A 23,704-nucleotide genomic window follows, 5' to 3' on the forward strand; every position below is an offset into this window, starting at 1 on the left:
ATCTTTTAGTAGTTAATCATTTTGAAAATACTTGAAAATTGATTGATATCTTTCAGTTTTTTGATATACGGGTTTTGGAGATAACGTGGCTTTAAAAGTGGTTTTTTAAGAATGCCACGTTGAATTAAATCGGATACAATAGGAAGATAATCTTCTCTTATTTTTCCAATTGTTAGAATCTCTAAGTCCTTCCCTTCTTGTATATATTGTATGAGTTCTATGAATCCTTGCAGATAAACTGCGTCTTTGGTCAATCCGCCCGCGCGATAGACACGCATGGTCATATTAAAAGAGGATTCTGTATCGAAGCCGTATTCCTCGTAAAGCATGTTGAAGGTCTCGATAAATCCGTGTCCCATAACCATGTGGCGAACGGCGATTACACGTCCTGCTAATATGCGTAAGCGTTCGTTCGTTAATCCGCCTACAAGGAATTCCGCCAAGACCGCTAACCCTTCCTGCAGTTGCTCGTAACCAGGGACTCCCTGCCGGAAAAGGCTAAATGTCTGCTCTTTGCCGTTGAAATAGGTAATGATGTGAGTGCCAACCTCATGTTGAATAAGTGCTAAGGCTCTTTTTTTACTGATTTTGTATTGTTTACTAATATTAAGAACGCCATGATTTACCATGACGCCTGAAATATCTTCACGAATACGTACACTAGTACTGAAAGAAGGAGCTTGCTGTTGGAGAAATGAAATCTCTTCTTTTGCCAGTTGTGCAAACTCTTGAGCGTTGAGGTAGTGTTCGTCTGGGTGTTCTTTTGTTCGAATACTATCAATAGCAATTAGCAATGCTTTGGCCATTTCGTAGAGAGTATCACTTACATTTCCGAAGACCATCAAGCTTCCATATTTAAAGTCGGGAGTACCTCGCGAAGCCAACATGGTCATCATGTCGTCTAATTCTCGTCTTTTGTCTCGAAATAGATAGGCTATAGTGGGGTCATAGATATCTTCTATCCGCAAGTTGTATAAGTTTCTTTTTACCAGATCGGGATCAATAGGAATTGGTCTGTAATGAAACACGGGTGTTTTTCGGAATTTTTCATTTTTGAACTGCAACCAGGCATCATGGGTATTAATTGGAGTTGTGAGTAGTAAAAAATCGAATTTTTGACTTTCTTTTGCCAATACATTGTCAATCTCATAGATCTGTGCATTTAATCTTTCATGTACTTTCATTTTGAAATGAGCAGCCCTTACTGTGGTGTAGAGGCGTACAAATTCAAAAAACAGCCGAGATAAACTTTTTGCAATAGACTCTCTAAAATTTCGAGATAACAAAGGGAGTAAGCGCCCTTCAAGATCTTCATATCTTTTCTGAATTGAGATTCCCAAGGATATGACAATATTTTCTTTCGCATCCTGTGGATCAATCAATATCGGAAGATCGGGAGGGGAAGGTAATCTGTTTCCCTTTTTTAATTCTATGAGTAATTCTGGAGCTTCCGTACGCAAATTCTTGGCCAAATATTCTGCTAGAACTAAGGCGTTCTTTTGCGAAAGCTGAATTGCTATATCTGTTGTCTGTTGATGTTCAGCAGCGGTCCATACTTCTACTAGAAGACAGGTTCCAAATTCGTTTGCCAACGCTTTTGCTATTTTTATAATCCATGTATTTACCTCATCATCAGGTTTCTCCGGTACGAATATAGCACTCGCTAAATCTGATTTAGCCAGTTCCGCTAGTATACGGTCTTTGCCGGTAGGAGGTATACGATAGATAAAAATATAAGGGACAATTTTGTTGAAAACAATTTTCCCTTTATTAGGTATTTGTTTGTGTATCGGCGTTTTGTCTCTTATAGCTCGCAAGAGCTGCGTTAATATTTTATCTTGCGAGTCCATGTAAAACCTCCTCTTGCAAATCTTTTAGTGTGTGCATAAGGAGCTGTTTATAGCTTTGCACAATTGGCATATAAGGTATTCCAGTCCACTCGTCCATAAAATCTTTTCTAAATTCAATAGACAATACGAAACCATCTTCCCCAAATCTACGGATGAGATGCTGCGCGAGAAATCCTCCTTTGAACTTGACATTTTCCCGAATATCGATTTTTGTGTCAAACAAATTTTGCTTGGCTACGCTTTGTAAAAAGCATGCTATAGCCGCTTGCCAACGTGGATTGTTATAGGCTGTACCTAAATTAATCTGAGGGTTTTTTTCCTTATCGACGATGTCGTCGGGGCCCCCTCGTTTGGCATTGTAACTATGAATGTCAAAAATTACAAAATAACCATGTTTTTTGATCGTCTCCTGTATCCAGTGGTCGATTTGTTTGTAAATCAATTCATGCTCGTGATAAAGTAGCTGTAATAAATTTTTTGGTAGTTCTTTTTTCCAGACAGTTAGGCCCCAAGCTTGATCAGGGTGTAAATAGATTGCGTCATCAGGAGCACGATTTATATCCAGTTGAAATCTTGACGTGCTAACCAAAAATTGATTGACAGGTAGTTCCGCTATGCTTCCTGTATAGGGATCTTCTTCTCGTAAACGTTGCGTCTCGTCTAATTGTAAATATGGTAAAATAGCGGGACTCACTTGATGTCCATCGTGAATGGCAAACGTCCAAAAAGGACTTTCTGCATGACGTACCTGAAATTCAAATAATGCTGGCATAAATATCTCGGTTTACTGTACTCTTATTAACGTGTCAAACGACAAATAGTTTTGAAAGAGAAGGGATTTAAACATACAAATACGGTCAGGGAAACGTTGGATTAATGGATGGATAAAATGACTAATCGACGTGAAAAACGAAAGGGCTAAAGTTCGAAAACTTTAGCCCTTCTATTCTTAAATTATTAGATTATTTTACTTCGATGACCGTGGCCTCTTCTTCTTTTGCTTCGTTGTCTGGAGGGGTATCTGTAGTATCGTCTTTGCGTTTTTCCACCGTTATTTTACATTCTGTAAGTAGAGCCGCTAAGGCACCGATCGCTGCAAATATAGGTGCAAAGACCACCCCCACAACACCTATCGTCACCGGAAAGTTCATGATTTCCTTGCCAGATTTGTCTGAAATGCTAATGTTGGTGACATTCCCTTCTGCGATGATTTCTTTGATTTTCTTTAGTAGATTTTCGCCGTTTACGAAAAAAGTTTCTTTGATGGACATAATGATTTTTATTAGAGTTTATAGTATAACAATTTTCTTCATCTGTTGTTTATGGAGCCTGAAGTTTCTGCAACATCTGTACTCTAATATTTGTCTGATGTTGAAGCAACTTGTCGTAGTCGGATTCTTTGTCTGTAATTTTCATAACTAGAACAAATAGTTCTATTGCTAAGAAAAAGAGCATGAATAGCAAGTAAACGAAGACACCTATGGACGAAGATGTGACAACTTCGTGTAGTAAGGTTAACTCATCTAAGAATCCTGTAGCAGCTTTTAACTCTTTTTCTTTTCGCTCCTTAATTGTTGTAATAGAAGCTACGAGTTCGAATTTTTTATCTTGTAAGGTGGCTATTTGTTTATGTAATTGCGCTAACTCTATCTTTTTGGGATTTTCCATGACAGACTTGTTTGTGGACTGCGTATTATTAAGGGTTTTGCCATCATTGTCTTTGGTAATACTTTTGTTCGTATAGGTTGTGATGATGACAGGATTTTTTTTCAAATCCGAACTCACCTCTTCATATTTTTTATTTGCCTTTGCAACCATGTTATCTAAATCTGCAATTTGTTTTTGCAGATCATCTTCCGATTGTTTGACAGCCAATTTTACACGTTCATCCATTACCTGTGCTTTTCTTAAAGCGATATCATCTTTGAACGTGATCTGGTCCATAATGAAGGCCCCTAGAATGGACATTACGAGGGCCAAGAGCATGCGAAATAAGCTAGACCATATACTGACTTTTGTTGATAATATGATGATTCGTTCGATTTGAATAATTACAAATCCCATCAGTATGCCTCCCAATAATCCTCCTAAAAAGGCAAAATGTAAATAACGTGTTGCAAAGCTGAAACCGATGAAAAACCAAACTAGCACGATAAGCAGCACTGCTGACGTATATTTCTTTACATTTTTTGCCGATTGCTCACTAGAATTTTTCACTAAATTATAATTAAATCCCGTCAAAAAGCAACCAAATTTTAACCACCAATCTTTCATCTTAAAATTTTTTAGAAAGCAAATATGCTTGGGTTATTGATGCCATACCTTTCATAAATCCTCGTTTGTAAGCTAATACTGCCCGTTCCCAAAAGCCATTTCCATGCTGTAATGAGGTTTCAAAGGCTTCTACTTTCTCGATGTGCGAAGTAAGGTCTGTTTGTTTTATTTTCAGTTCTTCAACCAAATCAATGAGGCCAGCACGACCACGTGATAGAATATGGAAATCCAGATCTTTCATGAGCGAGTCGTGGTACGTTTTTATTTGTTGGATCAAAATCTCCAAATCATATTTGATGAGCTTGATATTGTCGTTTTTGTAGCCTTCGTCTGGACTGACTAAGGCATCGTTGAAGCCTCGTTCTTCAAAATCCTGCTGCAGGTAGGCATACAATAAAAAAATACCCTGCTTATCCAATATAGATCCGCTATTTATTGGGTTGTGGCCAATTTCATCTACAGATTGTACAACCGTTGTTTGAAGAGGTAATTCTGTAGTGTGCTCGTCGTCTATTTTTTTGCTTTTAAAAGCGGAAAACCATCCCATTTTAATTCTTATTTATTGATAAAATTAATTCTTATCTGTTTTCAGGGGTGATGGTTTTAGGCGAATGGAAACAATTTTTAGGTAAAAGACCATCCTGCGTCGGTAAAATGGTCGGAAGATATAATAAATGTACATCGGTATTAATGCCATTCTGGACGACCTATTATTTTCTTGTGCTCCTCGTCTTTCACTGCGGGCTTTTCGTTTAAAGAGTGGATTTTGAGTTTAGGTTGTCCCGCATCTATCCAGGCTGATAACCAAAATGATCCTATCCGACGAATAGATTCTCGCATTCTCTGTTCAACCATGCCGCCTAAATAATCATGGTATGTTTTTGCATAGGCATCGGACTGGGTAAAAACAAGCGTGTTATTTCTTGTGATGTAACTCTTCTGTTGGTGCTTAGGAAATGTTTGAGAAAGCTCTTTTTCCGCAGATAAAACGAAGTCAACTCGATCATTACTTTCCCTAACAATTGCCCAAGCCGTATCTAAAGGGGAAGCAATATATTGAGCTTTACCGACAAATAAATTGTATTTGTCGGCAAACATCTCGGGCAATCTACTCTCCCAAAAAGCATGAATGCCAATTTGTCCGGTAAATTGTCCATTGTAGTTGCTTGTCGTGTGAAGAGGGACATGGGCATCTGCAATGTAATGGCCTAAATCGGCCGAGTAACGAATAATAGCATCATATTCCTTTTCTTGGAATGCCTTTACAAGTTTTTGGTAAGATAAATAAATTTGCCAAGGTATAATCCCTCGCGCCCTCAGCTGTCGCTCTTCGTATTTTTCCTTTGCATCACGCCAATGTATGGGGATTGCTCCTAAGCTATCGGGATAATCGTTTAAATCAATGTAATGTCTTGGGGATTCTAAGGTGTCAATGTAACAACGTTTATCAGCATCTACTGCTTTTTCTGTAATTGTATTAAGGTGGATTTTGTAAAATCTTGCAAGTTGCGCTGGTAGGGTAAAGACGGCAGCATTATTTATTTTCTTGTGTGCATAAAATCCCCAAGAATAAAACAGAGGTAAACAAAGAAAATAGAGGATACAATATTTTCGCATGATATAATTGGTATAAGGTGTGTTCCGTAAAAATAACGAATATTTTGATGAATTAGTCATATCTTTTTCTATCAATTATCAAGAAAATTAGTACTTTGGACGAGATAAATACAGGTTAAGATGAAAATATTGTATGCTGTACAAGGTACTGGGAATGGACATTTATGTCGTGCTTTGGATATCATTCCAATTTTACAAGACTTAGGAGAGGTCGATGTACTAGTGAGCGGCATTCAAGCAGATATCGCTCTACCTTTCGATGTTAAGTACCGTTTGCATGGCTTGAGCTTTATTTTTGGGAAATCGGGGGGAGTAGATTTGTGGCGAACATTTATGAGTTCTACTGTTCGTAAGTTTGTGCAAGAAATTCAAAATTTACCAGTAGAAGATTATGATTTAGTTATTAATGATTTTGAACCCATTTCCGCCTGGGCATGTCAAACTCGTGATGTTCCCTGTATTGGGCTAAGCCATCAAATAGGGGCGTTGGATCCTGCGAGTCCGAAACCAGATGAGAAAGATATGTTGGGGAAATTTATCATGAAGAACTACGCACCAACGACTGTTTCCTACGGATTTCATTTTAAGTCATACAGTAAAAATATTTTTACGCCTGTGATTAGACAATCAGTTCGGGAATTGGATGCAAAGGATGCGGGACATTATACCGTGTATCTACCATCGTATGATGATGCGCATTTATTGAAAAATTTGTCTAAATTTCCAGACGTACAATGGGACGTTTACTCAAAACACAATAAGAAGAAATTTACACTCAAGAATGTGACGATAAACCCGATTCAAAGTGATACGTTCATTCAAAGCATGGCAAATGCGTCAGGAGTGTTGTGTGGCGCAGGATTTGAAACACCCGCTGAGGCTCTTTTCTTAAAAAAGAAATTATTGGTTGTCCCTATGAAAAATCAATATGAACAACATTTGAATGCCGCTGCGTTAGAGCAAATGGGGGTTCCTGTGATAAACAGCTTAAAAAAGAAATATGATTTTGCGATAGAATCTTGGTTGAATAGTAAAAATAAGGTCATCGTAGATTATCCAGATAATACGCGAGAAATAATAACGAAAATTGTAGAAAAACATAAATAATGAAAATGAAAAAAGTAGGGTATGCTATATTGGCTCTAGCGTTGACACAAGCTTTGGATAGCGAAGCACAAGTTTTAAAATCGAATAAAGATTCTGTTTCTTATTCGCTTGGAATGGATGTAGGAGCATCGTTAGCAAATAGTGGGGTGGTTATTGATGTAGAAAGCTTTTTAAAGGGCGTAAATGATGGCACTACCGGATCGAGTCGTATCATTACGCAAGAAGAGGGGATTCGTTTAATCAAACAGGCTTTCTCGAATGCCGCTGAAGCTAAGGCCACTGCTTTGAAACAAGAGGAAGTCTCTTTTTTCGAAAGTATTAAAGGAAAAACTGGAGTGAAGAGTGTTCCAGAAGGTCTTTACTATGAAGTATTACAGGAAGGAACAGGTCCAAAACCTACTTCTTCCGACGAAGTAACTGTTCATTATAAAGGTGCACTTGCTAGTGGAAAAGTTTTTGATAGTTCGTATGACCGAGGAGAGCCTTTAGATTTGTCTCTGGACGGTGTTATTCGGGGTTGGCAAATTGGTATTCCATTAATGGCTGTAGGATCAAAGTATAGATTGTATATACCTTCCTCGCTTGGCTATGGAGAGCGTGGTGCAGGTGGTGAAATACCTCCTTACAGTGCATTAGTATTCGATATAGAGTTGATTGGGATAAAAACAAAGGATGCTGCCGTTAATTAAGTTAGGTCATTCAGAACTCATGGTGTCTCCAGTTGGAATTGGAGCAATGTCGCTCAAAGGCGGGACGAATAAATTAAATCTCGATATACTCAAACACGCCTATGATTCTGGCTTTAATTTTTTCGATACGGCTGATTTATACGAGCGAGGAATGAATGAGACTCTGATAGGTCAAGCTGCGGCTGGGGTTCGTGACAAAATGGTGTTAGCTACGAAAGTGGGGAATCAATGGCGCTCAGATGGCAGTACATGGGATTGGAAAGCAACGAAGCCTTATATTATTAAAACGGTAGAATCATCGCTCTCTCGCTTGAATACGGATTATATTGACCTTTATCAATTGCATGGAGGTACAATGGAGGATCCCATAGATGAAATTATTGAGGCTTTTGAACAATTGGTTGAAGATGGAAAGATACGCTATTATGGACTTTCTTCTATCAGACCTAATGTTATTCGTACTTATGCAGAAAAATCGAATATTGTCAGTGTGATGATGCAATACAATCTGCTCGATAGGCGTCCTGAACTTTTATTTCCTCTTCTTGAAAACAATAATATTTCCTTGATTGGCAGAGGTGCGTTGACACAGGGAAAACTTATCGATAAACCGATCGATAATTACCTTCAATTGACTTCGGGAGAAGTGGGGCATGCCAAGCGAAATATAGATAAGATTTCTGCATCTTTAGGAATTAGTAAAATGCAGCTGTTAGTATCTTATGTATTAGGGAAATCCGTAAGATCTGTCGCTGCGGTGGGGGTAAGGACGTTAGCACAATTGAAAGAATTAACCGCTATCATCCCAAGTTTATCACCGTTGGATGAGGAAATTTATCAGGAATTAGAGCGAGGCTTGCGCAAACTGAATTATACAGATCACTTGAACTAATGAGTTTTCTGAAAAATATCTGATCTATTTATATCACGCCTATTTTCCTTTTCTGATCCTAATCAAAAAAGGAAAATAGGCGTGATATGTTTTTTGTTATTAACAATCTCGTGAATCGGCTATTGTGCTAGTACAAATTGAACGTCTGCATGGAATTTTACTTCTTCGCTGACCATAACACCGCCAGTTTCTAGTGCAGCGTTCCAGGTGAGACCAAAATCTTGACGATTAATTTTTCCAGAAATCGTGTATCCAGCTTTTTTATTACCCCAAGGATCTTTGGCTAAACCACCAAATTCCGCGGTGAATACAGTAGGTTTTGTTACTCCTTTTATCGTAAGATCACCCAATAAAGTAAATTCATCTTCATCTACTTTTTTAATCTCTGTAGACTTAAAAGTGATATCAGGATAAGATGATGCATTGAAGAATTCCTCACTTTTTAAATGCTGGTCTCGAGGTTCATTTTTCGTGGTAATTGAATTTGTTTTAATTTCAACATTAACCTGTGCTTGGGATAAATCAGGCGAGCTACCATTCACTGTTACTTCAAAGTCTTGAAATTGTCCTTTAACGCTCGAAATCATCATGTGTTTAACCTTAAATTCAAGCTCACTATGTGCTTTATCTAAATTCCACGTTGCCATAATATTATGTTTGTTTTTATTTTTCTCAATTTATACAAATCTCCAATAAAAATCAACTGAAAGCATTGATCTATGGTAATAAAATAGGAGTTTGACAAAGGGCTGATGAATTCCATAGTTTAGCTTTTGTCAATCTTCTTTCCCAGATAAACTAGAGCCAATAATAGTGACAACGTAGCTAGTGTAATGAGGCTAAGGTTTACAAAGGTCTTCAACACACCTATTTTATCTAGGTTTAAAAAATAGTATGGATAGAATCCGGAAATTGCTCCGCGTGTCATGACAAAACCCAAATAGGTGATAGGGTAGATCAGCCAAATCAATACTGCATTTTTACGTACGTTTGCTTTTTTTACATAAATCCACCAAAAAATAAATGTGTATAAGGGGATGACAGTATGTAGGAGTTCATCAACTAGGTATTGCAAGCCTGTAGGATGCCACAAACTACGAAGTGCCACTTGGTAGACTATGCCAACCACGAGAATGAACGCTGTTACAGCTGTTAGACTGCCTGCTCCTTTGAAAATACGAAAAAAACCTCTGCGGAGATTAAATGCAGCACTTGTGAAAAAAAATGCGACTAAAAGATTCGTCTGTATGGTGAAATAGCTAAAAAAACGGATAAGCATTTCTGTTATGTCCGTCTGTCTATGATACAGCATCAGTACAAATTGTGTCAATATGGTTAACCAGGCTAGTGATAAACCAATAATTTCTAATTTCCGTCTCATAATGTATCTTTCATTGTAGATGCTATCAAAATAAAGCTATGCCGTATAAATTATTTGCTCTAATACTATGGTGTATGTATTTGTTAGTTTGTATTATTTTATTGTTATTTACAGGGGAATTTAATTCGTTTATTGTCTCAAGATAAACATATGGTGGAAAATAAACAATTTTTTTGGATTAGAACATAAGGCCCCTTGTGTTAAATAAGTTATAATTACTAGTTAATTGGCTTTTTTTTAGTAAATTATTATATATGTTATCGATCAATTTATTGGATAGACTATAATGTTGCATATGAAAGGGAATTTATTCATCTTTGTGTAGATGAGATTTTTCATAGGTATATTAGCTATATATGTTCTATTGCTTTCGGGAATTTCCTGTAAGGATAGCGTAAGCTATACGCCTGATTCTGTGGTTACAGCTATTGGTGATACGCAAGATGGAACCCATGATCACACCGAGCATAGCGGTGATGGTTGTTCGCCTTTTTGTTCTTGCAATTGCTGCAGTGTTAACATGGTGTCGATTAATTTTTTTGAAATCGAATTAGGTAAAACAGTCGCTATAGATTTACCGAAACTAAAGTTCTTCCAAAGAACTCAACACGTATCTCATTATCCTAGTCGTATTTGGCAACCCCCAAAATTTAACGCGTAGTAGTTTTTTTTATTGTACAACTGATTTCGTTTATAATCTGATGGTGGAATCAGATTGTCGTAATCAGGGTATGCAATAGCCTGTAGGTTCGAAAATAGATCATGTATCTCTTGTCGAAAGAATATATGCTATTGTATTGCCACAGAATATTTAACTGTTTAAGTTTTAACTTAAACAAAATGTTGACATTAAGACATCTATTGTGTTAGATAGCATCATAAAATTTAGTATCAAAAATAAGATTATTGTAGGGTTGATGACATTGATCTTGATAATCTGGGGAATTTGGAGTGCAACAAAGCTTCCTATTGATGCCGTTCCAGATATAACAAATAACCAAGTTCAAATCTTTACCTCCTGTCCTACGTTGGCGGGACAGGAGGTCGAACAATTGGTGACTTTCCCTATTGAGCAAAGTATTGCGAATGTTCCCAAAGTAGAAGAAATACGTAGTATTTCAAGATTTGGACTTTCCGTTATTACGGTAGTTTTCGAAGAAGATGTGGACATCTATTTTGCGCGACAACTTATCAATGAAAGATTGAAAGAAGCAGTCGAAGATATTCCTGCTGGAATAGGATCTCCAGAGCTAGCGCCTGTGAGTACAGGGCTTGGTGAGGTGTATCAATATATTATACATCCCAAGAAAGGTAGTGAAGGAAAATATAACGCTAAAGACCTGCGTACCATGCAGGATTGGATCGTTGCTAGGCAGTTATACGGAACTGCTGGTGTTGCAGAGATCAATAGTTTTGGTGGAGAACTAAAACAATATGAGGTCTCTGTCAATCCTGATCGATTGAAGGCGATGAACGTGAGTATTCCCGAGATATTCACAGCTTTGGAACAAAATAATCAAAATACAGGAGGTGCGTATATCGATAAAAAGCCAAATGCGTATTTCATTCGTGGTATAGGAGTCGTTACTTCCCTGCGAGACGTAGAAGAAATAGCGATAAAAACAGCGGGAGGGGTGCCGATTTACATAAAGGACGTAGCTGAGGTTGATTTTGGTAGTGCTGTTCGTTATGGCGCTCTAACTTACAATGGCGAAGTGGACGCTGTTGGTGGGGTTGTCATGATGCTAAAAGGCGAGAATAGTAATGAGGTAGTTAAGCGAGTCAAGGAGAAACTTCCTACAATCCAGAAGTCTTTACCAGATGATGTCGTGATTGAACCCTATCTTGATCGTACAGACTTAGTCGGACGTGCAATTAATACCGTGGAGAAGAATCTGATTGAAGGTGCATTGATCGTTGTTTTTGTACTCGTTATTTTTTTAGGTAATCTCCGTGCAGGACTTATTGTTGCGTCGGCTATTCCTCTTTCGCTTCTATTTGCGTTAGGCATGATGCACGTATTTGGTGTCAGCGCCAATTTGATGAGCTTAGGTGCAATAGATTTTGGACTGATTGTCGATGGTGCTGTGATTGTCGTTGAAGCGACGCTCCATCATTTGGGATTACGAAAATCCACAGAGAAACTTACACAAAAACAAATGGATGAAGAGGTCTTTGAATCGGCTTCCAAAATCCGAACGAGTGCTGCTTTTGGAGAAATCATTATTCTAATCGTTTATATTCCAATTTTGACTCTCGTAGGGGTAGAAGGTAAGATGTTCACGCCAATGGCTAAAACCGTTGGCTTCGCCATATTGGGGGCATTGATCTTGTCGTTGACATATATCCCTATGATGTGCGCACTTTTTCTTCCTAAGAAAGGGCATCAGAAGCAAACGTTCAGCGATAGATTGGTGTATAAACTACAGAAACTTTATGCACCGATATTACAGGTAGCTATAAGGTTTAAATATCTTATTATTTCGGTAACATTAGCCGTCTTTATAATCACTGTTTTCATTTTTAACCGCATGGGAGGCGAATTCATTCCACAACTTCAAGAAGGAGACTATGCATTTCATTGTATACTTCCGCAAGGTAGTTCGTTGAGTCAAAGTATAGAGACTTCAATGAAGGCATCGCGGATTATTAAGGAGTTTGATGAGGTGAAGATGGTTGTAGGCAAAACTGGAGCTGCAGAGGTGCCTACGGATCCTATGCCTCCCGAGGCAACAGATATGATGGTCGTCCTTAAATCTCAAGACGAATGGAGATCAGGACGAAATTATAACGAGTTAGCGGACGCTATTATGGAAAAATTAGAAGTTATTCCTGGTGTGTTTTTTGAAAAAAATCAACCTATCCAAATGCGGTTTAATGAATTAATGACGGGAATACGTCAGGATGTAGCTGTCAAGATTTTTGGAGAGGATATGGATAGTTTAGCGGTGTACGCAACGAAGGTTGGACAAATTGTACAAGGCATTCCTGGAGCTACAACTCCACAAATTGAACGCGTGAGTGGTCTGCCTCAGATCAATATTGAATATGATCGAACGCGAATTGCTAATTATGGATTAACGATCAAACAGATTAATGATATAGTGAGTACCGCCTTTGCAGGAAAATCTGCCGGACAGGTGTACGAGAATGAAAGACGTTTTGAATTGGTTGTCCGCTTGGATAGCCTAAATAGGAACCATATCGATGACGTAAGTAATCTGATGATTCCCGTAGGCGGAGAAACACAGGTTCCTTTATCACAATTGGCAACAATAGGTTATAAATTAGGCCCTGCACAAATTAGTCGAGAAGCTGGAAAGCGAAGAATCGTTATTGGATTTAATGTCTCGGGAAGAGACGTACAAAGCGTTGTGGAGGATATTCAGGAACAACTGAATACAAAGATAAAACTACCTTCTGGATATTATTTTACTTATGGTGGACAATTTGAGAATTTGCAAGAAGCGAGTGCACGCCTAATGATTGCTGTTCCAGTTTCACTGTTACTGATATTTATGCTTCTTTATTTTACATTTCACTCATTTAAACAGGCTATTCTCATATTTACTGCTATTCCAATGAGTGCAATAGGTGGCGTTTTTGCTTTGCTGATAAGGGATATGCCTTTCAGTATCAGTGCCGGGATAGGTTTTATTGCATTGTTTGGCGTTGCCGTGCTAAATGGTATCGTTCTTATTGGCACGTTCAACCAGTTGGAGAAAGAGGGGATTACAGATGTGTTACAGCGAGTAAAAGAAGGTACTTTAATACGATTACGCCCCGTGTTAATGACTGCTATGGTTGCTTCCTTAGGCTTTTTGCCAATGGCAATCAGTTCAAGTGCAGGAGCGGAAGTTCAAAAACCTCTGGCTACCGTAGTAATAGGTGGACTTTTAACAGCTACCTTTCTTACACTTTTTGTCTTACCTTTGCTTTATATCCTTTTTAATTCCTCATTTAATTTTAGCAAAATAGGCAATAAGAAAGCCTCTGTATCGATTTTGCTATTTTGTTTTTCCATTTTTGGAATTCGTGCTCAAGAAAGAATATCGATTGGTAGCGCGGTCGAAAGTGCCATAACAAGTAACCAACGCATCCGTGTAAATAAAGCAGAGGTTCAGGTGGCTACATTGAATGTAAAAACAGCACTAGAAATCCCAAAAACAGGTCTATTTTTTGAAAATGAAGATTATCGTCCCTCAGATAATATAGGTATATTAAAAATTGGATTATCGCAAGAGATACCGTGGCCGGGATTGCTGGTTGCCCGTAAAAAATATTTTGAAGAACAGCTTAAATACACTGAACTCGATGAAAATGTATTGCAAGCTGCAATAACGAGGGATGTTCGCATAGCCTATTATCAATTATGGTATTTGCAAGATCGTCAGAAGCTTTATGCACAGTTGGATAGTATTTATTCTTCTTTATTTAAGGCGACTGAATTGAGGTTACGTACAGGCGATGTTGCTGCATTAGACAAAATCGCTGCTGAGGCAAAGGCCAACGAGGTTCGTGCCCAAGTCGAGCAGAATAACAAGGAAATGCTGATTCAGCAACAGCAATTGATGATGTTGCTGAATAAAAATGAATGGATGTTGCCCATCGATAGCCCATTGGAAAAAATAGAAGTTGATTTGGTGGAATTGTCGTCTATTCATCCTGTGCTTCTTTTGCAGCAACAGAATGTAATTATCGCCGAAAAAAATATCGACATCCAACGAAAAAGTAATTTGCCAGATTTTACTGGACGTTTTTTTTCACAAAGGCTATGGGGAGCAGATGATCCTTTTACGGGCTTTTCTGTGACTGCAGCTATTCCAATTTTCGGATGGGGTGCGAGTCGCAGTAAAGTTAAGACTGCTCAGGCTGAGAAGATAGTGCAGGAGGAGAATTTAGCTTACAAGACACAAGAATTGAAAACACAGCAATTAACTACACGGTCTGCCATTCAGAAAAATGTTTCCCTACTACATTTTTATGAGTCGTCAGGATTGAAACAGGCTAATGAAATTATTAAAGCAGCGAGCCTAAGTTATAATACAGGAGAAATTGGATTTGCAGAATTGAGCCAGTTTTTAGGTCAGGCAATTGCCATTCGTCAAAATTATTTGGATGTACTTAATCTCTACAATCATTCGGCAATCGAATTTAATTACTTTAACAATAAATAATTACGCATGAAACGCAGTGAAAATATTATATATACAGTTATACTTCTTTTATTTTTTGGGAGTTGCGGACAGAAACATAGCAATAATGATGGACATGACCATGCGGATACGAATGTACACGCAGGACATGGAGAAGAACAACATAGTGGTGAAACCGTAACGATTACTAGTCTTACGCAAGAACAAATGGCATCGGTAGGTATAGTGCTTGGAGAAATGGAGATGAAGAATCTTACAGCCGTGGTTAAGGCAAATGGCGTCTTGCGTGTACCCAATAATAATAAGGCTAATATAACGCCTCTTTATGGGGGAGTGATTCGAAGTATGGCCGTACAGCTGGGAGATCGGGTAAAGAAAGGGCAGGTTATTGCCACTGTTGCCAATCCCCAATTCATTCAATTACAAGAGGAATATCTAATGGTTTCTAGTCAAATTGTGTTGGCTGATCAAGAATTGCAAAGGCAACAAGAACTCAATGAGGGAAAGGCGGGCACGCGTAAGAATCTACAAAGTGCGAATGCTCAAATTAACGCCCTTCGTACGAAGAAAGCCTCACTGCAACAGCAAATCAGATTGATGGGGATTGACCCAGAGACAGTAAGTGATACTAATTTACGTTCAAATCTGGTTGTAACAAGTCCGATAAATGGGGTGGTCAGTAATGTGTTTGCAAAGATCGGTAGCTATGTTGACGTTTCCTCGCCGGTGATGGAGGTTGTAGATAATGACCTTCTACATTTGGATTTACAGGTTTTTGAAAAAGATTTGTCGAATATCCGAATCGGACAGATTGTTAATTTTACGATTACCAATAACCCATCCATAATTTACTCAGCAAAAGTGTTCAGTATTGGGGCTTCTTTTGAAAATGAGAGCAAGTCCATTGCTGTTCACTGTAATGTCGTTGGTAATAAATCAGGACTTATTGATGGTATGAATACCGTTGGAACGGTCAGTCTGGATCAAAGTTTAGTTCCTGCTGTACCCACTTCCGCTATTGTGGAAGCTGATGGAAAAAACTACATCTTTGTAAGAACCGATAAGGAAGGGGATGAACATGAACATGAACATGAACACGAAAAAGAAGAAGAACATCAACATGTACACGAAAAAAGTGGGACAATTAATTTTGAAAAAATAGAAGTGATAAAAGGTGTATCTGAGATGGGGTATACGGCTATTACTTTAGTAAGTAGCATTCCATCAGGATCTAAAATTGCCGTTAAAAATGGTTTTTTTATCAACGCTAAGATGAGTAATACAGGAGGACACGCACACTAATCTGCCTGTGGCATAACAAGTGGCAAACTTGATCTTAAACTTTTAAGATAGTTATGCGGGTACGTATCATATTAATACTGCATTTGGATAAGGAGAGCGCAGCTCTCCTTATTTTTTCTCTTATCCTAAATTTGACTTCGTGTTCGCTAACCTAATGCTACATCTAATGTCATCATAATAACGAAACCTGCTATAAATCCCAAGGTCGCTACATCAGAATTTTTATGCTGTTGTGCTTCTGGAATTACTTCTTCTACCACAACAAAAATCATAGCTCCTGCAGCAAATGCAAGTGCATAGGGAAGAATAGGTGTGAATGTCGTAACAGCGAGTGCTCCGATTACGCCAAAAATAGGTTCAACTATAGCGGAAGCTTGACCATACATAAAGCTTTTTCGTCTACTCATCCCCATTCTTCGTAATGGCATAGCAACAGCGATACCCTCGGGGAAATTTTGCAAACCGATACCTATAGCTAACAGAACAGCCCCGGAGATTGTCGCTTCTGGAATACCCGCAGCAACGCCGCCAAATAGAACACCTACTGCTAATCCTTCAGGGATATTATGAAGTGTAATAGCAAGAATCATCAGTGTGGTTTTTTGCCATGGTGTTTTCACACCTTCTATTTGTTTGAAATTGACATGCAAGTGTGGCAGGACCTTGTCTACTACGAAAAGAAAAAAACTTCCTACAAGAAAGCCTACTACAGCAGGAATAACCTTTTGAAAGCCTTCTCCTTCACTCATATTAATCGCTGGTATCAATAGGCTCCAAATACTTGCTGCAACCATTACACCTCCAGTAAAGCCAAGCATTCCATCCATTATATTATTGCTAGTTCTTTTAAAGAAAAATACGGAAGCGGCTCCCAAAGCCGTTACGAACCATGTAAATAGTGTCGCATAAAGGGCTGCCCATATCGGATCGATATGTTCAAAATGGTAAAGGATAGTGTCAATCATAAATCTATTTAATTTAATATCTTGCTCATCAAGAGATCGATATTAGTTTTGTGAAAATAAAAAGTTAGACAAATCTAACAAAATAGTTTCATTATATTTTTAACTAAAAATTCTTAGTAGATTTGTGTATGATATCATCAACCGAGGAAAATTATCTCAAAATTTTGTTTGCACTTTCCCAAGAAAAAGAGGAAGTAAGCATTAATGAGCTAAGTCAACACTTGCAGGTAAAGATGCCGACGGTGACTAGTATGATGAAACGGCTTTCTGAGAAGTGTTTGGTCGTCTATGAAAGCTATCGTCCGACAAAGCTAACTCCACAAGGTAGGAAGATTGCGGCCTCTATTGTTAGGAAACATAGACTAACTGAAATGTATCTTGTAGAAAAGATGGGATTTGGTTGGGATAAGGTTCATGTCATCGCCGAACAAATAGAGCATATCCAGTCTATAGCATTCTTTGATCGTATGGATGAGTTGCTTGGATATCCGCAATTTGATCCACATGGTTCACCTATCCCTGATGTTGAAGGCCTCATAAAACCCAATAATTACAGAAAACTTAGCCAATGTGTAGCGGGGGAATGTGTTCGATTAAAAGCAATTAATGACTCTTCAGAAGGCTTCCTTACGTATCTGACAACAAAAGATCTGAGTTTAGGTACCGAAATCAAGATTTTAAATATCGAATCTTTTGACGGGAATATGACTGTATCTTACAAGTCAAATCTTACTACTGTATTAAGTAAAGTTATTTGCGATAGGTTACTTATCTTTTAACTGAGAATAGTATTTTAATTTATACTTTTTCGTCTATTAGTTCTTGGTAGGGTTTGTTCATCTGTCTTGGGCTGCGAAATGGCCGGTGTGCTAACTTTAACACACCAAACCATCTCGTCTCCTCCCCGAGACTCCAATCAATAGGTAGTTCTGATCGAAGTGTATTCTCAAATCCCAAAGACCCAAAAAAATGGATAAAAAAGAGAATGCTACATAAATAGATGTTTTTTTATTTGTATTGCGATCCTTTTTTGTTTTTTTATGATAGATAACATAGAACACCCCTGTTTCGTTTTATGAAAAGTAGCCTAATTTTTTGTTTTAAGTTGTTGTTGGTAAGGTTTTTAGTGGAGCGTCTTTTGTCCCAATTAAAATAAAGTTTATTTTAGCATCCTATTTGAACTTGGGTGTCAACACTATTTAAAAAGGTTATCTTTGTACCATCTAAACATTGTTTATTTTATATTTAAAAGATGAAGTATCTAGGTATAGGCGGACTCATTGGCCTATTTTTATCGATTCAGATTGTCTTTGCTCAAAAAAATATTATTCCGCAACCGCAGGATATTTTTATAGGATCTGGTAAATTTCCTTTAAGCGAATTACGTATTTCATCCAAGGATCAGTGTGCTGAAGCGATCTATTTAAAGAAGCAATGGGGTGCTCTGTTTGGCAAGCCAATGCCAGAGACAGCCGATCGTGAAACATTAGCATTGGTTGTTTCTAAGGATTGGGATAAAGCGGAAGAGGCATATCAATTAGAGATTAATAATGCCGGAATTCGTATCGTTGCGGGCAATGAAAAAGGTGTTTTTTATGGTATACAAACCTTGTTGCAATTGTGTGCTGAGAATAGGGAGGAGGGATATATAGCCTATTTATTGATAGACGATTATCCTAAATTTCTTTACAGAGGTATGCATCTTGATGTATCCCGACATTTTTTTTCTGTACCTGAGGTCAAAAAGTTTCTAGATTATATCGCAGCCTATAAAATTAACAGATTTCATTGGCACTTGACTGACGACCAAGGTTGGCGTATGGAGATTAAATCACATCCGAAGTTGACTGAGGTTGGCGGATTTCGAAAACGGATACCTTTCGATGGGAATGAACAGCCAATTGCAAATCCCGATTTATATGGAGGTTATTACACGCAAGAGCAAATAAAAGAGGTTGTTGCTTACGCTTCGAGTTTACATATTGAAGTTATACCGGAAATAGAGATGCCTGGACATGCGCTAGCAGCTCTTGCTGCGTATCCTGAACTTTCATGTACGGGAGGACCATTTGAAGTGTGGACAGGAAGGGGAGTGACGGACGATATTTTTTGTGCCAAAGAAGAAACGTTCCAACTATTGGAAGATGTTATTGATGAGGTTGTATCTATTTTTCCAAGTCATTATATACATATAGGCGGCGACGAGGCTCCGAAGAAACGGTGGAAAGAATGTACGCATTGTCAACAGGTTATAAAGCGAGAGGCACTAGAGGATGAACACGAGCTGCAGAGTTATTTTATAACGCGAATGGAGAAATATATCAATGGAAAAGGTAAAAAAATCATTGGATGGGATGAAATCTTAGAAGGCGGACTTGCTCCGAATGCGACAGTAATGAGTTGGACAGGGATTGAAGGTGGTATTCATGCAGCTAGAAGTGGACATGATGCTATAATGACGCCTGCTTCACACTTGTATTTTGATTATTATCAGGGAAATCCGCAAACAGAACCTTTGGCTTTTTCCGCCGATTTGAGGTTAGCGCAAGTATATAGCTATAATCCAATCCCAGAAATGCTAAATACTGAAGAACGTCAACATATCTTGGGTACGCAGGCCACAATGTGGACTGAATATATTCCAAACTTCAAACAGGTAGAGTATATGTTGTTTCCGCGACTGATGGCATTGTCTGAAGTGGCTTGGGGAACATCGAACCCTATTGATTATAAGGGGTTCGAGAATCGAGTTATTAGCCATTTTAGTGAATTGGATCGTCAAAATATTAACTACAGTAGAGCTATTTATGAAATCCGTGGTCAGGTTCGTTCGAGTAATACTGCAAAAACTTATGTTCTTTCTACGGCAAAAGATTCTACAAATATTCGCTATACATTGGATGGATCGGAGCCTAATTCCTATTCAATGATCTATCAGGGACCTATTCGTGTGAATGGAGCTGCTGTTGTTAAAGCGGCTTATTTCGAGAATGGGCAAAAGATTAGCACTACTTCTGAACAGATATTTGTCGAGTCCAAAGCGACAAACAAACATATAATGCTAAACAAGCCACCAGAAGATGCTTATGCCGCGGGAGGTGCAGCAATACTGGTGGATGGTATTCTGGGATCAAAAGCTTTCCATAAAGAACATTGGTTAGGTTTTATAAAAACAGATGTTTGCGCAACAGTAGATCTTGTAAAAGCATCAACTTTTTCTGAAGTAGGGATTTCCCTTTTGGAAAACAGAGGGATTGGGGTTCACTATCCAGCTCGAATTAACATCTCTATATCTTCCGATAATCATATATTTGAAGATTTAAAGGAAATATCTGTGGAGGAAATTAGACGCACGAATGGATTCGTGAAAGTCTTGGTCGGCAAACAAAAGGCTCGTTTTGTGAGGATAACATTGAAAGACCCAGGCAAAATCCCTGTAGGAAGTCCATTGCCGGGGAGTGATAGCTGGATATTTATTGATGAGATAGCTGTTGATTGATAAACTTATCTACTTACAAACGAAATCCAAGTAACTTTTGATAGTATATTTATTGATTTTAGCGAAAAAATATGGAAATGGATAGAAGTGATGATCATGCTGTTTTTCATGAAGATAAGACGTTTAGTAAAATAGATTTTCACGGTAAAGTATTGCGCAAACGCGAATTTAACAGATGTGTATTTACCAGTTGTGATTTTAATGGAAGTGATCTTCGGGATAATATTTTCGAAGATTGCACATTCGAAAACTGTGATTTATCCATGGTAAAAATTGAAGGGACGGGTTTTCAAAATGTAAGATTTAAAGGCTGCAAATTGCTTGGAGTAGATTTTACCGGATGTAACACATTTATGTTTTCATTTATTTTTGCTAATAGCACGTTGGATTATAGTATTTTTTACGGGAGAAAGATGAGGAATACAGTGTTTGAAGCCTGTAGACTTATCGAAGTAGATTTTACTTCTAGTGATTTGGCCGCAAGTATTTTTATTGAAAGTGATCTGGCAGGAGCAAAATTTGTTACTTCTAATCTTGAAAAAGTGGATTTTACGAGTGCAAGAAATTTTACAATTGATCCCAGTATAAATAAAATGAAGCGTGCAAGGTTTTCGGCAGGTGGTCTTGAAGGATTATTGTATAAATACGATCTTGATATACGATAGTGATGACAAAAAACTAGGGTATCCAAGCGCTCTAGTAATTCTTATGAGCTTTATTTTTTTTGCTAAAGTATGAACGCGTACCATTATGCTAAAGCGGAAAACGATAACAAATCGTAAAAAGTCGCTATTTAGAAAAAGGTTGGAAATATTTTTCATAAATAGTATAAAATTTTTTCCAGCGTTCGTTCCGTTCTTCTTCATTTAATGCATTTAAAATTGTTATTCTTCCGTTTCGGATCTGTACTTGATAAAAACAGGAGAGTTGGTCTAAGATTAACTGTAGAAGGATATATCGATCTAGATTCGCAATGACGATCTCTTTTCCTTTTTCTTCTAAAATATTAAAGACAGTGTCGTCTTCTAGCGAAGGAATTTCAATAATTTGACCTTCCAAGAGCTGGGGTAGAGGCTTTTCGGTGGTACATTGTGCACCATACGGATGGTAGTCAAAAATTGCGCTTAGTGGAATAGGAGTGTTAAGCTCTTCAAACCAATACATAATAAATTCGCTTTCGTTTACTTTATCGTCGATACTCTCGTCTGTCACCACAAAACCAAGCTTTTGATAGAACTCGATACTTTTAAAGTTTTTTTGGAATACGTTTAAAGACAGCTTTTTATGTGATTTCATAACGTGTTTTATCAATAGCCGACCAATCCCTCTTCCTTGATATTCCGGTTTCACAAAAATTGCAGCAATATGTGTGTCTAACAGTGCAACGAATCCATACGCGGTTTTTACTCCTTCGGCAATATAGACCGTTGATTGGGGGAGATAATCTGTTTCCATCGCTTCTTGATTTAAATGCCAGTATTTCTCTGCAATAAAATCATGAGCCACTATAGAAGCCTGTAACCATATTTTGGCTAGGCCTCTATAATCGCTTTTATTTGCCTGTCGTATATTTATTTCGTTCATGTCTCAATGTGTCGCCGAGTGTCGTTCTGAATTTCAAAGATACCGAGAATAACGAATATTGATGTCGGATTGATTTCTAAAACTCAATATGCTATCCGCATAACTTAGCAAGCTAAATCAGATTTTCACATCACTTGAACAAGAAAAGGCGTGGGATTGTTTGGCGCTTTTTCCTATATTTAAACTAAACCTTTATGTTTATCTCCCCAAAGTTCAAGCTGTTGAATTACAGGGCGTAAATCGTAACCGATGGATGTAAGCTCGTATTCCACTCGAGAGGGTACCTCTGCATAGACTACGCGTTTTAGAATTTTATGCTTCTCTAATTTTCGGAGCTGTAAGCTTAACATTCTTTCTGTGATGTTTGGTAGCAATTTTCTTAGTTCTCCGAACCTCAATTTTCCATTCAAGAGCCAGGAACAGATTACAAGAGACCATTGTCCTCCAATGATATTTGTAGCGTAGACTTCCGAACATTCTTCGCCCAATGCCCTTCTATTTTCAAAATTAGTAGATGTTTCCTTTACTTTTGACATTCCTTACATTATTTATAGTACCTCACAATAGGGTGCAAATACACAAAAATAGAATATAGCTAGTTATTTTTGTGAGAAGAAAAAAAAGATGATGAAAAAATGAGTATACTGATTATTATTACACATCCCACGATAGCAAGCTCTTTAATAAATAAGAGATGGATTGAAGAATTGAAGAAGTATCCAGACAGATTTCATATACATGATTTGTATCAAGCATATCCTACAGGTGAAATCGACGTGGTTGCTGAACAACAGAGGATAACAAAATATGAAAAAATTATCTTCCAGTTTCCCGTGTATTGGCATAGCTCTCCACCGCTTCTTAAGAAATGGATAGATGAAGTACTGATATACGGATGGGCATATGGAAGTAAAAGTGGTTATCAAATGGCTGGTAAAAAGATTGCTTTAGCAATGTCTGCAGGTGTGGATGAGTATGAATATGGTCCTGCAGAAAAATATAAATATACATTGAGAGAGCTAACTAGACCTTTTGAATTAACGTTTGAGTATATCAAAGCGGATTATCAACCGTTATTCGCATATTATGGCATTGAGTTGAATACCTCCCAAGAATGGATCGAAAGAAGTGTACCACTGTATTTAAGTTTTTTGGAATCATTTTAACATTTTAACGACCTCTCGTTTGAAATTAGCCGAGATAATACATTCGATGTGATAGGAGTTGGGTTTTTTGATTGGGGAATCAGGTGTAAACAGATCCGGTCGAGTCGAATAAGTAGGCCTTAAAACTTACTCTTTCGTCTCTTTGATTACATAATATTCCTTTTTGCGGAGGTTTTATTCCTTCTCAACGCCTTTGAACTTAGTTTGGCATTTTATTTTTGC

General features: G+C 37.9%; 21 protein-coding genes. 10 read left to right on the forward strand and 11 right to left on the reverse strand.

The annotated features are described in order from the left end of the window. Positions 1-5: 5 nt before the first annotated feature. The 6 genes from ACSZOX_RS03905 to ACSZOX_RS03930 all read right to left on the reverse strand — a co-directional run bounded on the left by ACSZOX_RS03905 (position 6) and on the right by ACSZOX_RS03930 (position 5,801). Positions 6-1,850: a flavohemoglobin expression-modulating QEGLA motif protein gene (locus ACSZOX_RS03905; RefSeq protein WP_437918475.1), complete on the reverse strand. Its 1,845-nt coding sequence runs from the start codon at positions 1,848-1,850 to the stop codon at positions 6-8. After that, complete coding sequence (locus ACSZOX_RS03910) at positions 1,834-2,622, reverse strand: N-formylglutamate amidohydrolase (RefSeq protein WP_437918476.1); 789 nt, start codon at positions 2,620-2,622, stop codon at positions 1,834-1,836. Before ACSZOX_RS03910 ends, ACSZOX_RS03905 begins: the two co-directional genes overlap by 17 nt. A 190-nt stretch (positions 2,623-2,812) precedes the next feature. Next, positions 2,813-3,121 (reverse strand): DUF4342 domain-containing protein, encoded by a 309-nt coding sequence (locus ACSZOX_RS03915; protein WP_437918477.1) that lies wholly within the window; start codon positions 3,119-3,121, stop codon positions 2,813-2,815. Between the two features lie 49 nt (positions 3,122-3,170). After that, positions 3,171-4,124 carry a DUF4407 domain-containing protein gene (locus ACSZOX_RS03920; protein WP_437918479.1) on the reverse strand — a complete coding sequence of 318 codons (954 nt, stop codon included), beginning with the start codon at positions 4,122-4,124 and terminating at the stop codon, positions 3,171-3,173. A gap of 1 nt (position 4,125) precedes the next feature. Then, positions 4,126-4,671: a hypothetical protein gene (locus ACSZOX_RS03925; protein WP_437918480.1), complete on the reverse strand. Its 546-nt coding sequence runs from the start codon at positions 4,669-4,671 to the stop codon at positions 4,126-4,128. A 140-nt stretch (positions 4,672-4,811) separates the two neighbouring features. Further along, complete coding sequence (locus ACSZOX_RS03930) at positions 4,812-5,801, reverse strand: zinc dependent phospholipase C family protein (protein WP_437918481.1); 990 nt, start codon at positions 5,799-5,801, stop codon at positions 4,812-4,814. A 60-nt stretch (positions 5,802-5,861) separates the two neighbouring features. Between ACSZOX_RS03930 and ACSZOX_RS03935 the strand changes: the two genes are divergently transcribed. Genes ACSZOX_RS03935 through ACSZOX_RS03945 form a run of 3 tightly spaced genes read left to right on the forward strand, consistent with a single transcriptional unit; the run spans position 5,862 to position 8,429 of the window. Beyond that, on the forward strand, positions 5,862-6,848 hold the full coding sequence (locus ACSZOX_RS03935) for a glycosyltransferase family protein (RefSeq protein WP_437918482.1): 987 nt from the start codon (positions 5,862-5,864) through the stop codon (positions 6,846-6,848). Next, positions 6,848-7,537: an FKBP-type peptidyl-prolyl cis-trans isomerase gene (locus tag ACSZOX_RS03940; RefSeq protein WP_437918484.1), complete on the forward strand. Its 690-nt coding sequence runs from the start codon at positions 6,848-6,850 to the stop codon at positions 7,535-7,537. The genes ACSZOX_RS03935 and ACSZOX_RS03940 overlap by 1 nt, the downstream gene beginning before the upstream one ends. Then, entirely contained in the window at positions 7,521-8,429 is a 909-nt protein-coding gene (locus ACSZOX_RS03945) for an aldo/keto reductase (RefSeq protein WP_437918485.1), read from the forward strand. Before ACSZOX_RS03940 ends, ACSZOX_RS03945 begins: the two co-directional genes overlap by 17 nt. A 119-nt stretch (positions 8,430-8,548) precedes the next feature. On the opposite strand, the gene ACSZOX_RS03950 is transcribed toward ACSZOX_RS03945, so the two are convergent. Further along, a complete protein-coding gene (locus ACSZOX_RS03950; RefSeq protein WP_437918487.1) occupies positions 8,549-9,076 on the reverse strand; it encodes a YceI family protein in 528 nt (175 codons plus the stop codon). Between the two features lie 119 nt (positions 9,077-9,195). Beyond that, positions 9,196-9,810, reverse strand: coding sequence for a Pr6Pr family membrane protein (locus ACSZOX_RS03955; RefSeq protein WP_437918489.1), 615 nt, complete (start codon positions 9,808-9,810; stop codon positions 9,196-9,198). A gap of 325 nt (positions 9,811-10,135) precedes the next feature. Here ACSZOX_RS03955 and ACSZOX_RS03960 point away from each other — a divergent pair, with 325 nt between their 5' ends. The 3 genes from ACSZOX_RS03960 (at position 10,136) to ACSZOX_RS03970 (ending at position 16,268) form a co-directional block, all read left to right on the forward strand. Then, on the forward strand, positions 10,136-10,471 hold the full coding sequence (locus tag ACSZOX_RS03960; RefSeq protein ID WP_437918491.1) for a DUF6660 family protein: 336 nt from the start codon (positions 10,136-10,138) through the stop codon (positions 10,469-10,471). A gap of 202 nt (positions 10,472-10,673) precedes the next feature. Beyond that, on the forward strand, positions 10,674-14,987 hold the full coding sequence (locus tag ACSZOX_RS03965; RefSeq protein WP_437918492.1) for a CusA/CzcA family heavy metal efflux RND transporter: 4,314 nt from the start codon (positions 10,674-10,676) through the stop codon (positions 14,985-14,987). 6 nt (positions 14,988-14,993) lie between these two features. Beyond that, positions 14,994-16,268: an efflux RND transporter periplasmic adaptor subunit gene (locus tag ACSZOX_RS03970; RefSeq protein ID WP_437918493.1), complete on the forward strand. Its 1,275-nt coding sequence runs from the start codon at positions 14,994-14,996 to the stop codon at positions 16,266-16,268. A gap of 146 nt (positions 16,269-16,414) precedes the next feature. On the opposite strand, the gene ACSZOX_RS03975 is transcribed toward ACSZOX_RS03970, so the two are convergent. After that, complete coding sequence (locus ACSZOX_RS03975; protein ID WP_437918495.1) at positions 16,415-17,233, reverse strand: ZIP family metal transporter; 819 nt, start codon at positions 17,231-17,233, stop codon at positions 16,415-16,417. Positions 17,234-17,361: 128 nt separating this feature from the next. On the opposite strand from ACSZOX_RS03975, the gene ACSZOX_RS03980 reads away from it, so the two are divergent. The 3 genes from ACSZOX_RS03980 to ACSZOX_RS03990 all read left to right on the forward strand — a co-directional run bounded on the left by ACSZOX_RS03980 (position 17,362) and on the right by ACSZOX_RS03990 (position 21,397). Then, positions 17,362-18,012 (forward strand): metal-dependent transcriptional regulator, encoded by a 651-nt coding sequence (locus ACSZOX_RS03980; protein ID WP_437918497.1) that lies wholly within the window; start codon positions 17,362-17,364, stop codon positions 18,010-18,012. A 473-nt stretch (positions 18,013-18,485) separates the two neighbouring features. Further along, the gene (locus ACSZOX_RS03985; protein WP_437918499.1) at positions 18,486-20,732 is read left to right on the forward strand and encodes a beta-N-acetylhexosaminidase; all 2,247 of its coding nucleotides are present in this window, start codon (positions 18,486-18,488) and stop codon (positions 20,730-20,732) included. Positions 20,733-20,803: 71 nt separating this feature from the next. Then, on the forward strand, positions 20,804-21,397 hold the full coding sequence (locus ACSZOX_RS03990; RefSeq protein ID WP_437918501.1) for a pentapeptide repeat-containing protein: 594 nt from the start codon (positions 20,804-20,806) through the stop codon (positions 21,395-21,397). Positions 21,398-21,521: 124 nt separating this feature from the next. On the opposite strand, the gene ACSZOX_RS03995 is transcribed toward ACSZOX_RS03990, so the two are convergent. Both ACSZOX_RS03995 and ACSZOX_RS04000 read right to left on the reverse strand, forming a co-directional pair. Then, on the reverse strand, positions 21,522-22,316 hold the full coding sequence (locus ACSZOX_RS03995; RefSeq protein ID WP_437918502.1) for an N-acetyltransferase: 795 nt from the start codon (positions 22,314-22,316) through the stop codon (positions 21,522-21,524). Between the two features lie 179 nt (positions 22,317-22,495). Next, on the reverse strand, positions 22,496-22,852 hold the full coding sequence (locus ACSZOX_RS04000; protein WP_437918504.1) for a winged helix-turn-helix transcriptional regulator: 357 nt from the start codon (positions 22,850-22,852) through the stop codon (positions 22,496-22,498). A 99-nt stretch (positions 22,853-22,951) separates the two neighbouring features. On the opposite strand from ACSZOX_RS04000, the gene ACSZOX_RS04005 reads away from it, so the two are divergent. After that, positions 22,952-23,482 carry an NAD(P)H-dependent oxidoreductase gene (locus ACSZOX_RS04005; protein WP_437918506.1) on the forward strand — a complete coding sequence of 177 codons (531 nt, stop codon included), beginning with the start codon at positions 22,952-22,954 and terminating at the stop codon, positions 23,480-23,482. The last annotated feature ends 222 nt before the right edge of the window (positions 23,483-23,704 follow it).

It is taken from the genome of Sphingobacterium sp. LRF_L2, from assembly GCF_965644235.1.
Taxonomy (GTDB): domain Bacteria; phylum Bacteroidota; class Bacteroidia; order Sphingobacteriales; family Sphingobacteriaceae; genus Sphingobacterium.